The 14,667-nt window shown below is 58.0% G+C and carries 10 protein-coding genes and 1 riboswitch; of the genes, 5 read left to right on the plus strand and 5 right to left on the minus strand.

Features of this window, described 5'->3' with window-relative positions; all coding sequences use genetic code 11:
- Positions 1–49: 49 nt before the first annotated feature.
- Both CBW65_RS23245 and CBW65_RS23250 read left to right on the plus strand, forming a co-directional pair.
- On the plus strand, positions 50–520 hold the full coding sequence (locus CBW65_RS23245) for a hypothetical protein (RefSeq protein ID WP_087458933.1): 471 nt from the start codon (positions 50–52) through the stop codon (positions 518–520).
- Positions 513–1,076, plus strand: a complete 564-nt coding sequence (locus CBW65_RS23250; protein ID WP_087458934.1) for a CBO0543 family protein — start codon at positions 513–515, stop codon at positions 1,074–1,076. The genes CBW65_RS23245 and CBW65_RS23250 overlap by 8 nt, the downstream gene beginning before the upstream one ends.
- Here the strand turns inward: CBW65_RS23250 and CBW65_RS23255 are convergent.
- The 3 genes from CBW65_RS23255 to CBW65_RS23265 all read right to left on the minus strand — a co-directional run bounded on the left by CBW65_RS23255 (position 1,073) and on the right by CBW65_RS23265 (position 7,143).
- Positions 1,073–2,473 (minus strand): amino acid permease, encoded by a 1,401-nt coding sequence (locus CBW65_RS23255; protein ID WP_087458935.1) that lies wholly within the window; start codon positions 2,471–2,473, stop codon positions 1,073–1,075. The genes CBW65_RS23250 and CBW65_RS23255 overlap by 4 nt on opposite strands.
- Positions 2,474–2,571: 98 nt before the next feature.
- Positions 2,572–2,760, minus strand: a riboswitch (Lysine riboswitch).
- Between the two features lie 99 nt (positions 2,761–2,859).
- Positions 2,860–4,653, minus strand: coding sequence for an ATP-binding protein (locus tag CBW65_RS23260; RefSeq protein WP_198299703.1), 1,794 nt, complete (start codon positions 4,651–4,653; stop codon positions 2,860–2,862).
- Positions 4,654–4,776: 123 nt separating this feature from the next.
- Positions 4,777–7,143 (minus strand): M14 family zinc carboxypeptidase, encoded by a 2,367-nt coding sequence (locus CBW65_RS23265; protein WP_087458937.1) that lies wholly within the window; start codon positions 7,141–7,143, stop codon positions 4,777–4,779.
- A gap of 186 nt (positions 7,144–7,329) precedes the next feature.
- Between CBW65_RS23265 and dat the strand changes: the two genes are divergently transcribed.
- From dat to CBW65_RS23280, 3 genes are all read left to right on the plus strand, one after another.
- Positions 7,330–8,175, plus strand: coding sequence for a D-amino-acid transaminase (gene dat, locus CBW65_RS23270; RefSeq protein ID WP_087458938.1), 846 nt, complete (start codon positions 7,330–7,332; stop codon positions 8,173–8,175).
- A 3-nt stretch (positions 8,176–8,178) separates the two neighbouring features.
- Positions 8,179–9,300, plus strand: a complete 1,122-nt coding sequence (locus tag CBW65_RS23275; RefSeq protein WP_269767977.1) for a DmpA family aminopeptidase — start codon at positions 8,179–8,181, stop codon at positions 9,298–9,300.
- A 66-nt stretch (positions 9,301–9,366) separates the two neighbouring features.
- Complete coding sequence (locus tag CBW65_RS23280; protein WP_087458939.1) at positions 9,367–10,650, plus strand: acetyl-CoA hydrolase/transferase family protein; 1,284 nt, start codon at positions 9,367–9,369, stop codon at positions 10,648–10,650.
- 47 nt (positions 10,651–10,697) lie between these two features.
- On the opposite strand, the gene CBW65_RS23285 is transcribed toward CBW65_RS23280, so the two are convergent.
- Positions 10,698–11,486, minus strand: a complete 789-nt coding sequence (locus CBW65_RS23285) for an EcsC family protein (protein ID WP_087458940.1) — start codon at positions 11,484–11,486, stop codon at positions 10,698–10,700.
- 20 nt (positions 11,487–11,506) lie between these two features.
- Positions 11,507–14,656 carry a non-ribosomal peptide synthetase gene (locus CBW65_RS23290; protein ID WP_087458941.1) on the minus strand — a complete coding sequence of 1,050 codons (3,150 nt, stop codon included), beginning with the start codon at positions 14,654–14,656 and terminating at the stop codon, positions 11,507–11,509.
- Between the last annotated feature and the right edge of the window lie 11 nt (positions 14,657–14,667).

A 14,667-nucleotide genomic window follows, 5' to 3' on the forward strand; every position in this document is an offset into this window, starting at 1 on the left:
AATGGATTGAATACCAACAGGGAATAGTAGAAGCAGGAGGTTTTGTTCTATGGCAGTATTCCTGTTTGTAAGTATCGCCATACTTGTCTTTTGGGGCTTCGCTGACAAAGGGCGGTTTCGCGCTATGTTTCCCGTTTGGATGAGCGCCATCTTTGTGCGTTTTCTGGATCACTACATTGTAATTGACTGGTTTAAATTGTGGGTGCTGCACGGTCAAGGGTGGCGCATGATCTGGATTCCGATGCTCGCCAACATCACGATCTGGCCGATCGCAGCTTATCTCTATATTCAATATCTTCCGAAATCTAGAAACTTCTTCCGCCTGCTGCTGCACACGCTTCCTTACGTGGTCGTGATGTCCGGTTATTTGCAAATTCTTACGTACTTAAAAGTCTTCGATATGCAAAAAGGATGGACGATCTGGCATACGTTCGTAAACCTGTTTTTCTATTTTTATATGATGTATGGGATCTATCGTTGGCAGACCCATCCTGTGCGGGGAGGCGTTACGAATGTCTAAATCCACTCCCTCGTATGAGGATTTGTATCAGAAGCAGGTGGAGCTCAAAGAGGTTGACATCGCGCACTGGAAACATGATGACGTGTTTTCCGTTAACTGGTGGATCCTGCTGCTGGTGATGCTGACCGCGTGGACAATCTGCTGGAAGATCGTTGACCGCAAGCGGTTGGTGCCCGTCTTGCTGTACGGCGCGTTTGCAGCGCTTAGTTCTTCGTTTTTGGACGTGCTGGGGACTTCGGTAGCCTTATGGGGCTATCCCGACCGCCTCGTCCCTTTGATTCCGCCTTTTTTTATTTTTGACTTTGTCACCTTGCCGGTCGTTCTCTTGTGGGTTTACCAGAAGTACGGGGATTGGAAACGCTTTCTCATCGCCGCCACCATCGTCTCTGCCAGCTTCGCGTTTGGCTTTGAGCCGTTTCTGGAATGGCGCGGCATGTACCGCTTGCATCACTGGGAGTACTACTATTCCTTTCCGATCTATATCGTGTTTGCTTCCGTCATCAAAAAGGTGGTCGATCTGGTCGTCGCGACACAAAAAAAGCACGCCCCTCACTAGAGGGACGTGCTTTTTTTAACGAACGGATAGAAGATCAGACCGACGAGGAGCATGCCGACACCAAGCAGGAAAGTCTTCATGTCGGACGTGCCGGCGTAGATCACCCATGCCGAGTAGACGGTGGCGAAAAACGCGATCAAAAAGTCGGTCGTGCGGCTTCTGGACTGCCCTTGGTACGATTCGCCTGTGACGGTCAGCTTCAATTGATAAAGCGACGCGATCACGTACGGCACCAGGTAGGACAATGTCGCGACGGTGATCACAAAGCCAAATGCTCCGGCGACGCTTTCTGAGATCGTCGAGAAGATAAACACCTGCGACAACAGGTTGGAGACGATCAGCGAATTGCGCGGCGCGCCTTTTTTGTTTTCTTTCAGGAAGAAGCGCGGGAACATGCCCTGCTTCGCCGCTTGGAACGGCACTTCGGAAGACAGCATGATCCAGCCGATCATCGAACCGGCCAGCGAAATCAGACCGAGGATCGCCATCAAGGATGAGCCCGGCGTGCCGACGACCGACATCAGCGCGTCGACGAGCGGTTTTTCGGTGGCCATCAACTGGTCTTGGGTCAGCGCGCCCATCGTCAGCACGGTGATGCCCATATAGATGATCAGGGCGACGACCAGACCGGTGATCGTCGCTTTTTTCACGTCCGACTGCTTGCGGGCGCGGGACGAGAAGACGACCGCCGATTCGACGCCAACAAACGCCCACAGGGTGGAGATCGCAGCGCCGTTGATCTGGCCGAACAAGGAGACCGCTTCTTGGGTCCCTTCCACTACGCGCGGCTGCACGAGCGGCAGGATGTTCGCTTTTTGGAACGCGAACAGAGCGGCAATGATGAAGAACAGGAAGCCAAGCACTTTCGCAGCCGTCGCCAGGAAGTTGACTTTGCCGGCCCCTTCCACGCCGCGCAGCACCAGCGTGTGGATCAGCCAGAGCATCGCCGTGCAGACGAGGAAGGTGATGAAGTTGCCCGTCTTGACTGCGTACGAGCCGATCTGGAACAGTTCGGCCTGCGAAGTCATCACCGGGAAGAACGTCGACAAGTACGAAGCAAACGTGGTGATGATCGCCACATTCCCCGTCGCGTTGGCCAGCCAATAGCCCCAGGCGACGATGTAGCCGGACAGACGCGACCGGCCGGTGCCTGCGCGAAACATCGCGCGCGCATACATCTGCGGGCCGCCGTTTAACTCCGGCTTGCGCAGCGACAGGTTGCCGAACACCAGCGCCGTCAGCAGCACGCCGATCCCGGTGATCACCCAAGCGGACAAGACGCCCGCCGGGGATGCTTCCAGCGCCAGGTTATGCGGTAACATAAAGATCCCGGAGCCGACCATGTTCCCGATGACGAGCGCGGTCAGCACCCAAAATCCAAGCTTGTTTTTTGACATTTCAATTCTTTCCTCCTTTAACGTAACAAAGGAAGGTGGGCAATAAAAAAACACCGCTTTACGGTGTACTTTTTACGATACCCGCACCTAGCGCCTTTGTTGGAAATAGCTCTCCACGGGAAGTTGGCAGCTTTCCCGTGACAGTTCCGGCCCTCTTCGAGTCCGGCCCCAGCCTCCTGCCGCAAAGACGGCAGAACACTTCGGCGATGCTTCCTTTCCACAGCGTTCACAGGTGTCTTTGCACCTCCCGCCGCGTACTGATCAGCTTCGCAACCTCTACCCCACCTGATAGATGAGGGACTATGAAGTTTACACAACGAGATTTAGTATACGGATCGACTGTCATCATGGTCAAGGACTAATTTTTGACAAACAAAAACTGCCGGTCATGTGACCGGCAGCAGCAGATCGATCGTCGTGCCAACGCCAACGACGCTGGTGATGTTGAGCTTGCCGCCATGGTCTTCGATGATCTTGAAAGACACCATCAGGCCAAGCCCCGTGCCTTTTTCTTTCGTCGAAAAAAACGGGTCGCCCAGTTTTTGCAGCTGCTCTTCCGACATGCCGTTCCCCTGATCGACCAATCGCAGCCGGATCTGATCGGCTCCGAAAGAGGCGAGTTCGATCGTCAGTTCGCCGCCGTCCGGCATCGCTTCGATGGCATTTTGCAGCAGGTTGAGCAGCACTTGCTTGATCTGATTCTCTTCGATAAATACATCCGGCACCGGCTCAAACCGCATCCGAATCCGCACATCGTGCAAGTTCGCCTCCGGTTCGAGCAGCGTGATGATCAGCAGGAGTATCTGTTCCAGGCTGGCCGGCCGGAATTCAGCCAATTGCGGCTTGGCCAGCAGCAGGAACTCGCCGACGATCAGGTTGGCGCGGTCCAGTTCGGAGAGGATGACATCGTAGTACTCGACGTTGTGCTGCGCCCGCTCTTTGAGCAGTTGGGTGAAGCCTTTGATCGCCGTGAGCGGATTGCGAATCTCATGGGCGATCCCGGCTGCCAGCTGACCGATGGCGGTCAGTTTATCGGAACGGTGCAGGAGCTCTTGCGTCCGCCTCTGTTCGGTGATGTCTTTGGCGATCAAATAGGCGCCGAGGATGCGTCCGTCCACGATCAGCGGCACATTGGTCACGAGCAGGGAGATCTCCGAGCCGTTGCCCAGCCGGACATTACACTCATAATTCGGCGTTTCCCCTTCCAGCGACTCTTGCAGACGATCCCCGATCAGGCGGACCGTCTCCGGGTCGTCGATCCACTTGTACAAGTTGCCAAGCATCTCGTCCCGCCTGAGGCCCAACATCAGTTCTGCCGCACCGTTTGCGTCGATCACGCTGCCTTCCAAGTCGATCGAAAAGACGGCGTACGGGTTGTGCGCAAACAGCGAGCGAAAGCGCTGTTCCGACATGCGCGCGCTGTGCATGGCGGCCCGACGGTCAATCAGTGCGCCCAGCAGGACGAGAAATTGAATCAAAAGCGCTGCGATGCCGAGTGAAAAAGCAAGCAAAATGCCGTCACTGGACGTCACATGATGCGTGTTTGACCTGGCGGCTGGATGCATGTTGAAGCCGATCTGTTGAACATAGTGTACAGATGCAACAGCAAAGCCCATCAGCACGGCCGAGATGATTTTGTGTGGACGTTTGCCGAGGCGTTTCCGTTCCTGATACCGAAAAGCAAACAGGAAGATCGCATACAAGACAGGTGTCGCATAGAGCAAGGTAAAGGCGGCTGCCTTTAGATCATATGGTAAGTGATCGCCGGCCTGCACAGCCTGCAGACACAAGAAGCTGGTGAGAATCGTTCCCCCTGCATAGATCAAAGCGGCGAGCAAGAAGCGGAATTTGCTGTTCCCTTTGCGCCGTTTGACCAAACAGAGCACAAGAAAAGAGCTGAGAACCGCCATAAGCATCGAGAGTCCCAGCTTCCAGAAGTCATATGAATCGGACATCGGCACATTGCAGGCTAAGAGCCCGATCAAATGCACCGTCCATGTGCCAAATCCCATCGCTGCCGCTCCTGCCAGCATCCACATGCGGCAGAGCTTGCCGCTGCTGGCCGCCACCCGCTCGCTCAAATCGATGACAGCGTACGCGGAAATCATGGCGATCTGAACGGTCAGCAACATCAGAGACACATTGTACATGCCTAAAAATCGTACCAACGCTTCTTCCATTTCATTCCCCCATACACAAGATCTGGTATCCCCCATATTCTACAAGGATACGTCAGCACCTTCCGATCAACTAAACAAATAGCCCCGGACAATGTCCGGGGCTGCCTGTTTGTTCAGCAACTTTTATTCATAAATGGCATTCGACAAGAGACGGAACAGATAGTCGGTGTGATCGCGGAATCCGGCTTCGAGGCCGATCAAAGTCACCGCTTTGGACGGATCATGCACGATGACCGGCTGGCCCTGTGCGCCGCTGCTGTTGCGCCAGTGCCCGGCGAGGAAGAATCCGCTCTCATTGGCATAGGAGGCATCCACCGCGTAGCCTGCCGTGTTGGTGTACCAGACCGGGCGGTAGACAAACCCGATGTCGGATGCCCCGTAGCCTGCGGTCAGCGGCGAAGACGCATAGTTGACTTTGACGATCCCGTTGGAGTTGGAAGCGCCGACGTTGACGCCGACGGTGGTCAGGCCCAGCGTCTTCGCAGCTAGCGAACCACCTGCGCCAACCGCGATGTATTTGCCGCCGCCGCTGACAAACGCGTTGACGTTCGCTTTGAATTTGGCCAGCTCATCTGCCGACTGCAAGCCAAATTCGGCGTTGGCGACGCTGTTCGAAGTGGCGATCAATCGCTCCGTGCCGCTGTAGATCAGCGCATCGTAGCCGGACAGACCTGCAGACGCCACTTCGCGCGGATGCAGTTCAGTAACGTCAAAGCCGAGTCGCTGCAAGGCGAGCTTGGTGCCGGAGTGGGACTGGCCTTTGTTCATGCCGCCGTCTTTGACCATGGCGATCTGCAGCGTCTCCAACGTTTTCGCGTCGGTCGGAACGGCTGCCGTCTGCAAGGTGAGGCCGGACGCTTTGACGAGCGCGGGCAGCACCGCTGCCTGTTTGACATAGAAGTTGCCGGCCGTGTCGCGCTTGATGTCCACGCCTTGCTGCAGCAGTTCGTTGGCGAGGTGCACCGCTTGGACCGAGGAGTTCGGGATGAGGTACGGGCCTTTGCCGATCAGCGCGCCTGTAGTGTCGACCGATTTGACTTTGCCTGTTTGGACGCTGAAAGCTGTATGCACCGGATCGGCTGCAAAGCCCCACAGCTCCGGCAGGCTCCACGCGGAGATGTCGTACATCGCCGGGGTGTCGGCCGAGATGTCTTCGCCGTCCCAGAGCATGGTGTTGGCGAGGCCTGCTTTCGCCTGGTCCATCGGCACGATGTAGGTGCCGGCCGGGTATTGTTTGCCGCTTACGGTGAACGCCTTTTTCGCCTGCTCGACTTCGATGTCGTTTTGCAGCAGGTGGTTGACCGCTTTTTCGGTCACCGTCGGGTCGGCGCTTTTCGGCAGGATGTAGGCGTTCGGGAAGAAGCCCTCTTGATGGAACGGATGGTCAAAGTTGATGCCGCGCTTGAACACTTCGATCTGGTCGGTCAGCATCGCTTTTTTGTTTTGGGTGGCGTACTTCAGCGCGCCCATCACCGCGTCATATTGCCAGCGCACGCCGTCCCAGTCGTTGGTCGGCGCTTCCAGCGTGTAGCCGTAGGAGCCGTGGTACATCGCATACATCGGCGTGAAGATCGGCGGATAGTCATCCCAGCCAAACGAATCGTCACGCTGCGGGATGTAGACACTGGAAAGGTCTTTGTAGTTGGCGCTGTACTGGTTTTTGTTGGAGAGGATCTCCCTTTCCATCGCTTCCGCTTGGTCGACCGACCATTTGGAGAAGAGGTCGTATTCGTAGTTCGGGTTGTGCGGCGGCGTGCACGGTTCGATCAGGCCAAGCTGGCTGGACGAGTTTTTCACATAGCCGTGCATGTCGAGGAACACCATCGGGTTCCATTCGGTGATCAGATCGACCGTCTGCTGCGTCTCCGGCTGGGACTGGGTGATAAAGTCGCGGTTGAGGTCGATGCCGTTGCCGTTGAAGCGGGTGCCGTCGAAGCGACCGTCCGGGTTGGCGACAACGTTGAAGATCAGGATGTTGTTGGCGAGGATCTCCTGGGTCATCGCATCGTTTTGCAGCGCGAAACGCTCGATCAGCTGCAGCACAGCGTCGGTGCCGACAAATTCGGTGCCGTGAATCGAGCCGTTGATCATGACCGGCACTTTGAAATCTTCGTGCTTTTCAACCCAGGACTGCGCCTTTTCCGGGTTCTTAAACATCTGTTTGCGCAGGGCTTGGTAGTAGCCGTATTTGCCTTTTGCCTGCGGGTCGGAGATGGTGACGGTGTACAGGTCGCGGCCTTGCGAGGATTGTCCGCTCACTTTGACGGTGACGCGGTTGCTTTGTTTGGCCAAGTCCTGGAGCTTTTGCCCAAGCAGGCTATATTTAACGAAATCGTAGTTTTGCTGATTGAACAGGCTGCCGGTAGTCTCTTGGGTTTCATATGCGTTGACGTTGGTCCACGCTTGCGCCGGGTTGTAGGCGTTGACAGCATAGGGGGTGGCGGTGATCAGGGACAGGCCAAGTGCGCCTGCGAGTGCTTTTTTCATCATGGTGTAGGTCCTCCCTTATCTGGATGCAAGGTTATGCATTATTTTTGTATAGTTATTCATCGGCTTTGATAAGTATACATACATGTACAGCAGAGGGCAAGGTTTTTTTCGATGGAAGATGCAGGAGTTCGAAGAGTTGCCCCGAAGAGGTTTGATAGATTAAGCAGTTTGAGGAGGTTATTTAAGATGGCGATTGGCTTTATTAACGGTGAATGGATTCCGGTCGATCAAGCGGTGCTGCCGATTGACGAGCGCGGTCATAACTTTGGCGACGGCGTCTATGAAGTGATCCGTGTCTACCAAGGCGCGCCGTTTAAGATGCGCGAACACTTGGTGCGTTTGGAGAAAAGTGCGGAAGCGATCCTGCTGACGATGAACTATACGATTGAAGAGCTGGAAGCGCTGATCGCAGAAGGCTTGGCGAAGACCGGCCTGCAGGAGGCATCGGTGTATCTGCAAGTCACCCGCGGGATTGCCAAGCGCGTGCATCTGTTCCCGGATGTGCCGGCTTCGACGACGATGACGATTCGCGAAGCTGCCGACATTTCCGATGCGGTGCGTGAAAAAGGCGTCAATGTGACGCTGGTCGACGATGAGCGCTGGAAGAACTGCTTCATCAAGTCGCTCAACCTGCTGCCGAACGTGGTGGCCAAGCAGAAGGCGAAAGATGCCGGGTATTATGAAGCGGTGTTTGTGCGCGACGGCGTGGTGCTGGAAGGTTCGAGCTGCAACATCTTCCTCGTCAAAGACGGCGTGTTGATCACACCGCCTGCGAACCGCTATATCTTGCATGGGATTACCCGTGCGACGCTGCTCGATATTGCCAAGGAGATCGGCGTGAGCGTTGAGGAGAAGGAGTTTGGCACCGACTTGCTCTTGGCGGCGGATGAGGCGTTTATGACTTCGACGTCGATGGAAGTGATGCCGGTGGTGGAAGTGGACGGCAAGAAGATCGGCAACGGCAAGCCGGGCGAAATTTCGATGAAGCTCTTGAAGAACTACCGCGCGAAATTCCAGCACATCGGAGTGTAAACGGTGAGCGGACGGATTCGCGACTACGGCGTGCAGGTCGGTTCGATGCGCACCGGTCCCGGCAATCGGATCACCGATGTGCCGGGCGTGCGGGTCGGACACTGCACGCTGGATGACGGCCACGTGAAGACGGGCGTGACGGCCGTGTTGCCGCACGGGGGCAATCTGTTTCAGGAGAAAGTGCTGGCCGTCGCGCATGTGATCAATGGTTTTGGCAAGACGGCGGGGACGATTCAGATCGAGGAATTAGGGACGATCGAGTCGCCGATCCTGCTGACGAACACGCTGTCGGTCGGACGGGTGAGCGATGCGCTGGTCGAGTATCTGCTGGAGCAGAACCCGGAGATCGGCGTGACCACCGGGACGGTCAACACGGTGGTCTGCGAGTGCAATGACGGCTATCTCAATGAGATACGCGGCTTGCATGTGCAAAGAGAACATGTGCGGGCGGCGTTATCGTCCGCAGCGACCGACTTCGCCGAGGGCGCAGTTGGCGCCGGCACAGGCATGAGCTGCTACGGCCTGAAAGGCGGCATCGGCTCCGCATCGCGGCTGATCGAGCTCGGGGGCAAGGAGTACACGCTGGGCGTGCTCGTGCTGTCGAACTTCGGCAGGCAGCAGGATTTCATGCTGCACGGGATACCGGCCGGGGAGATCATTGCAGGAATGGCTGACGCCGAAGGACTGCCCCTGTCGGGGATGAATGATCGTCTGGCTAATGCGAGTCCTGCCGCTTTGCAGGAACGCGAGAAAGGTTCGATTATTTTTATATTGGCAACCGATCTTCCATTATCCGAGCGCCAGTTAAAACGGGTGAGCAAACGCTGTACGGTTGGTTTGACCCGAACGGGGTCGTTCATCGGGAATGGCAGCGGGGATGTGGTGATCGGCTTCACGACGGCAAATCGGGTGCGGCACGAGGAAACGGAAGCGGTCGTGACCTTGCAGATGCTGAACGAAAATGAGATCGACCTGGCATTTCGCGCGTCATCTGAAGCGTCAGAAGAGGCGATTCTGAACTCGATGACAGCGGCGAAGACGACCGTTGGACGCGACGGACATGTGCGCAAGGGGTTGTCCGAGTATTTGGCAGCTGTTTTGGCAGAAACACAGGAAAGAGCCTGATCGATGTATCAGGCTCTTTTTTCGTGAAAAACTACCAACAGCAACCCTGACAAGGAGACCCCTGCCATGACGCTGATCAGTGAATATAAAAGCAAACTCCGCACTCCGGAAGAAGCGGTGCGGTTGATCGAACCGGGCGACGACATCCTCGTTCCGCTCTCCGCCGGCGAACCGCCCGCGCTGCTCGACGCCTTGCCCACCCACAGCGGCCTGCAAGGCAACCGTCTGTTCCAAATGCTCTCCCTGCGCCCCGCGATCAAGGCCGATCCGGAACGCCTCAAGCTCGTCTCGATGTTTCTCGGCGCAGGCGACCGTCCTGGATTTCGCGAAGGGAAGCTCGATCTGTTGCCGAACCACTTTTCCGACCTGCCCGACCTCTTGCACGACTTTACGCAGAACCGCGTGCTGATGGCGACCGTCTCGCCGATGGACCCGGACGGCTGCTTTTCGATCGGCACCAACTGCGACTACATCGGCACCTTGATCGATGAGGCCAAGCTGATTCTGCTCGAAGTCAACGAATACATGCCGCGCACTTACGGCAAAAATGTGATCCACATCTCGCAAGTGGCAGCCCTTGTGGAAAAACACGTCGAACTCCCCCTGCTCCCGGAACCCCAGATCACCGAAAACGACGCCAAGATCGGCCGCCTGATCGCCGACATCATCCACGACGGCGATAACCTGCAGATCGGCTTCGGCGCGATCCCCAACGCCGTGATGAACTTCCTGCAAGGCCACCAGAACCTCGGCGTGTTTACCGAAATGCTGCCCGACAAAGCGGTCGACCTCTATCGGGCCGGCGTCATCACCGGCAGCAACAAAACGGTCTACCCCGGCCAGATGACGACGACCTTCGCCCTCGGCAGCCGCAAGCTGTACGACTTTTTGCATGAGAATCAGGACGTGCTGTTCCTCCCCGTCTCCTGGACGAACGACGTGCGGATCATCTCGCAGATCGACAATCTGGTGTCGATCAACTCGACCGTCGAAGTCGACTTCCTCGGCCAATGCAACTCGGAGACGGTCGGGGGCCACTACTACTCCTCCACCGGTGGCCAGGCCGATTTTGCCCGCGGGGCACGGCTTGCGAAAAACGGGCGCGGCATCATCTGCCTGCACTCCACCGCCAAAAACGGCACAATCTCCAAGATCGTCCCCACCCTGCACCCGGGCTCGGTCGTCACCACTTCGAAAAACGATGTTGACATGATCGTCACCGAATACGGCGTCGCCCAACTGAAAGGCAAAGCGATCCGCGAGCGCACCCGCGCCCTGATCGGCATCGCCCACCCGAAATTTCGCGAAGAATTGGCGTTTCAGGCGCGGAAGATGGGGTATTTGCTGTAACAGTTGCTGTAAGAAAAAGAGAGCCTCCTCTGCGGGAAGCTCTCTTTTTATTGCAGGCGCTCCAAAACGCGGCGCTTTTTGTACAGCATCTTGCCCGCTTCGGCGACGTCTTCGATCGTTTTCTTGTTCAGAAACGCGCCAAACAGGATGCCGGCGATCGGGATCAGCTGGAACAGTTTCTTCCAGCCCATGTTGTCGGTCAGGGTCATCACCACTTCACGCCAGCCTTGGAGCTGGGAGAACATCTGGCTGCCTTTTTGGGCTGGATCGCTGTAGGCGGCGAGCTCTTCCAAGATCGCTTTCTTGCCGACGAAATCGGAGGATGAGAACTGCAGGCACTTGATGATAAACAAGCGCTCCTGCTTGTCGTTCGGGTCGTAGCCGTACGCATACGCCATCTCCTGCAGGACTTTCAAGGACAGTCCGAGCAGCATCGGGATGTCGATCGCCATCGTAAAAATCCCGCCGATGCCTGTGCTCGCCCCTTGCCATTTGGCAAACGTCGAGCGGGACGCGCGCAAGTCATTGGCCACCTGATCCATCACCGAGAGCGGCAGGGAGGTGATCTCGCCGGGCGCGACCGGCTCCCCTTTTGCTTTGGCGAAACGCTTCAAGATTCCGTCCGTCTGGATCAGATAGCGTCCGCCCGTATCCACATAGGCCATCATTTCGTCGATCGCCTGCCCCAGCTTCTCTTTCAGAAAACGCGGGGTCAGCTTGTCGAGCACGACGAATGGCAGCCGGCCGAGTTTTTCCCAAAACCATAAATCTTTCTGCTCTTGCTCCCACGTCTCGATCTCGCGCAGGGCAAGCTGCAGGTCTGCTTTCGTTTCCACAGGGGCACCACCTCACTCCCCTATTTTCGCCGATTTGCCCGCGCTTGTCTCCTCTCGCGCATCGATTGTCTGGTGTCGGCGCGATTTTTGCCCGAATCGACGACGTTCGCCTCATTCAAACCGGAGATGAATTGAGCCAGCGTTTTTACTGTCGGGTACTGGAACAATTGCACGACGGCAAGCTCCAGCCCCAGCTCGCTCAAGCGGCGGTGGATCTGGACGACGAGGATCGACTGCCCGCCCAGTTCGAAGAAGTTGTCGTTGACGCCAACCTTCTCCACGTTCAGGTACTCCTGCCAGATGCCGGCGATCTGCTTCTCGAGCGGCGTCGACGGCGCGACATACGCGGTGCCAAGCTCCGGGCGGTCGCCTTCAGGCTTGGGCAGGGCGTTGCGGTCGACTTTGCCGCTTGGCATCAAGGGCAGTTGGTCGAGGAACAGGAACAGGGTCGGCACCATGTACTCCGGGAGTTGCTCCTGCAAAAAGACGCGCAGGTCGCTGCTGGTCGGAGCAGTTCCGGAGCTGACCACATAGGCGGCCAGCATGCGGTTGTCCGGCGCGGTGACGACCGCTTCCCGCACGTTCGGGTGTTTGCAGAGCGCCGCTTCGATCTCGCCAAGCTCGATGCGGAAGCCGCGCAGTTTGACCTGATGGTCGAGGCGGCCGAAGTATTTCACCTCGCCGTTCGGTAGCCAGGCGGCAAGGTCGCCCGTCTTGTACAGGCGGCCCGTTCCAAACGGGTTCGGGATGAAGCGCTCGGCGGTCAGTTCTTCGCGGCCCAGATAGCCGCGCGTCACGCCCGCGCCGCCGATATGCAGCTCGCCTGCGACGCCGACCGGAACCGGCTGCAGACGCTTGTCGAGGATGTACAGCTCGGTGTTGGCGATCGGGCGGCCGAGCGGGATCGGTGCGCTCGTGTCTGTCACCTCGTGCACCGCCGCCCAGACGGTCGCTTCGGTCGGGCCGTACATGTTGAACAGGCGGGCCTGCAGCTCGCTTTTAATCGTTTGAGCGAGCGCTTGCGGCATCGCTTCGCCGCCGAGCAGGATCTTTTCCAGCCCTTGCAGCGCCGGGCGGGCGTCGGCGTTGGCGAGCATCATGCCGATCAGCGACGGGGTGCATTGCAGCAGGGTCACGCCCGGCTGCAAGTTGCCGCCGAGGACGTCCGCTTCCGTGTGCAGGACGACTTTGCAGCCGTTGGTCAGCGTCCAGAACAGCTCCAGCACGGAGATGTCAAAGCCGATCGACGTCACCGCCGCGATGCTGTCCCCCGCGCCGCAGCCGATTTTTTCATCCATTCCAGCGAAGAAATTCATCACGTTGCGGTGCTCGACCAGCACGCCTTTCGGAATGCCTGTGGAGCCGGAGGTAAAGATGACGTAGGCAGCGCTGTCGGCGCTGGCCGGACACGCTGGAGCGCTGTCAGCACCTGTCGCCGTGACTTCGGCGACCAGGTCTCGGGTCAGCACCACCTGCACGCCGGCGTCTTCGGTCATGAAGGCGAGGCGGTCGGCCGGATAGGTCGGGTCGAGCGGCAGATACGCCCCGCCCGCCTTCAGGACGCCAAGCAAGGCGATGATCATCTCCGGCGACCGCTCCATGCGGATGCCGACGATCCCTTCTGCCCCGATGCCCTGCTCTTGCAGATACCAGGCGAGGCGGTTGGCGCGGGCGTTCAGCTCGCCGAAGCTCAGATCTGTACCGGCAAATTCCACGGCGACAGCATCCGGCGTGCGGACAGCCTGCTCTGCGAACAGATCATGGATCAGCGCGTCTTCGCGGTACGGCACGGCCGTCTGGTTCCACTCGTTGAGCAGTTGATCCCGTTCCGCTTCGTAAAGCATTGGCAGTTCGGCGATTTTCGCAGCCGGGTCTGTCCCGATGGCACGGAGCAGATGTTCAAAATGGCGCATCATCCGCTCGGCCGTCTCCGCCTGGAACAGATCGGTGCTGTACTCGATGGTGCACTTGATGCCGTCTTCCTGTTCGGTCAGGTAGAGCGTCAGGTCATATTTGGACGTGCCGGAGTCGGCCTGCACCATTTCCATCGATACACCCGGCAGATCGGCACCGCTGCTCGGCGCGTTTTGCAGGATGAACATCACTTGGAACAAGGGCGTGCGGCTCAAGTCACGCGCAGGCGACAGTTCTTCGACGAGCCGCTCAAACGGCACGTCCTGATGCGCATACGCTTCAAACGCCGCATCGCGCACCCGCGCCAGCACCTCGCCAAACGTCGGATCGCCCGACAGGTCGGCACGGATCGCCAGCGTGTTGATGAACAGGCCGATCAGCCCTTCGATCTCCTCGCGCGTGCGTCCGGCGATCGGGGTGCCGACGATCAGGTCTTCCTGTCCCGTATAGCGGTGCAGCAGGACATTAAATGCCGCCAAGAGCGTCATGAACAAAGAGACGCCTTCGCGCTGAGAGACCGCTTTGATGCTGTCGGTCAGATCCTGCCCGAGGAAAAACTCTTGGAACGTCCCTTTCAGCGACTGCACAGCCGGGCGGGCGAAATCGGTCGGCAGGTCGAGCACGGGCAGCGGACCCTGCAGCTTCTCGCGCCAGTAGCTGAGCTGTTCGTCCAGCACGCCGGACGCGAGGTACTCTTTTTGCCAGTCCGCATAGTCGGCGTATTGAATCGGCAGCTCCGGCAGCGGGTCGGACTCACCGTTCCGGAAGGCGCGGTAGTACGCGCCCATCTCCTGCATCAGCACGCCCATCGACCAGCCGTCGGCGATGATGTGGTGCAGGGTCAGGAGCAGCACATGCTCCGTGTCGTTCAGCTTCAACAGCGTGGTGCGCAACAGCGGCGCGGTCTGCAGGTCGAACGAGGTGCGCGCTTCTGCCCCGGCGAGTTTTTGCACCTCCGCTTCCTGCGCCGCGCCTTGCAGTGCGCTCAGGTCGATCAGCGGGACAGGCAATTCGGCCGACGGGTCGATCACCTGCATCAGCTCGCCGTCCACTTCGCGGAACGAGGTGTGCAGCGTTTCATGGCGGCGCGCGACGGCAGCCAAAGCATCGGCGAGCACCAGCGGCTCTAAGCTGCCGCGCATGCGGACCGCACCGGTGATGTTGTAAGCGGCGCCGTCCTGAACAAATTTATCGAGAAACCACATTCGCTGCTGCGCATAGGACAGCGGGAACAGGTAAACGCCCGTAGAGGTCATCTTGCATCGTC

Source organism: Tumebacillus avium (assembly GCF_002162355.1).
Classification (GTDB): Bacteria; Bacillota; Bacilli; order Tumebacillales; family Tumebacillaceae; genus Tumebacillus_A; species Tumebacillus_A avium.

What these genes read in the sequence shown, in the direction of transcription:
- CBW65_RS23245 (WP_087458933.1), top strand. Translation starts at nt 50, where the DNA reads ATGGCAGTATTCCTGTTTGTAAGTATCGCCATACTTGTCTTTTGGGGC.
- CBW65_RS23250 (WP_087458934.1), top strand. Translation starts at nt 513, where the DNA reads ATGTCTAAATCCACTCCCTCGTATGAGGATTTGTATCAGAAGCAGGTG.
- CBW65_RS23255 (WP_087458935.1), bottom strand. Translation starts at nt 2,473, where the DNA reads ATGTCAAAAAACAAGCTTGGATTTTGGGTGCTGACCGCGCTCGTCATC.
- CBW65_RS23260 (WP_198299703.1), bottom strand. Translation starts at nt 4,653, where the DNA reads ATGGAAGAAGCGTTGGTACGATTTTTAGGCATGTACAATGTGTCTCTG.
- CBW65_RS23265 (WP_087458937.1), bottom strand. Translation starts at nt 7,143, where the DNA reads ATGATGAAAAAAGCACTCGCAGGCGCACTTGGCCTGTCCCTGATCACC.
- dat (WP_087458938.1), top strand. Translation starts at nt 7,330, where the DNA reads ATGGCGATTGGCTTTATTAACGGTGAATGGATTCCGGTCGATCAAGCG.
- CBW65_RS23280 (WP_087458939.1), top strand. Translation starts at nt 9,367, where the DNA reads ATGACGCTGATCAGTGAATATAAAAGCAAACTCCGCACTCCGGAAGAA.
- CBW65_RS23290 (WP_087458941.1), bottom strand. Translation starts at nt 14,656, where the DNA reads ATGACCTCTACGGGCGTTTACCTGTTCCCGCTGTCCTATGCGCAGCAG.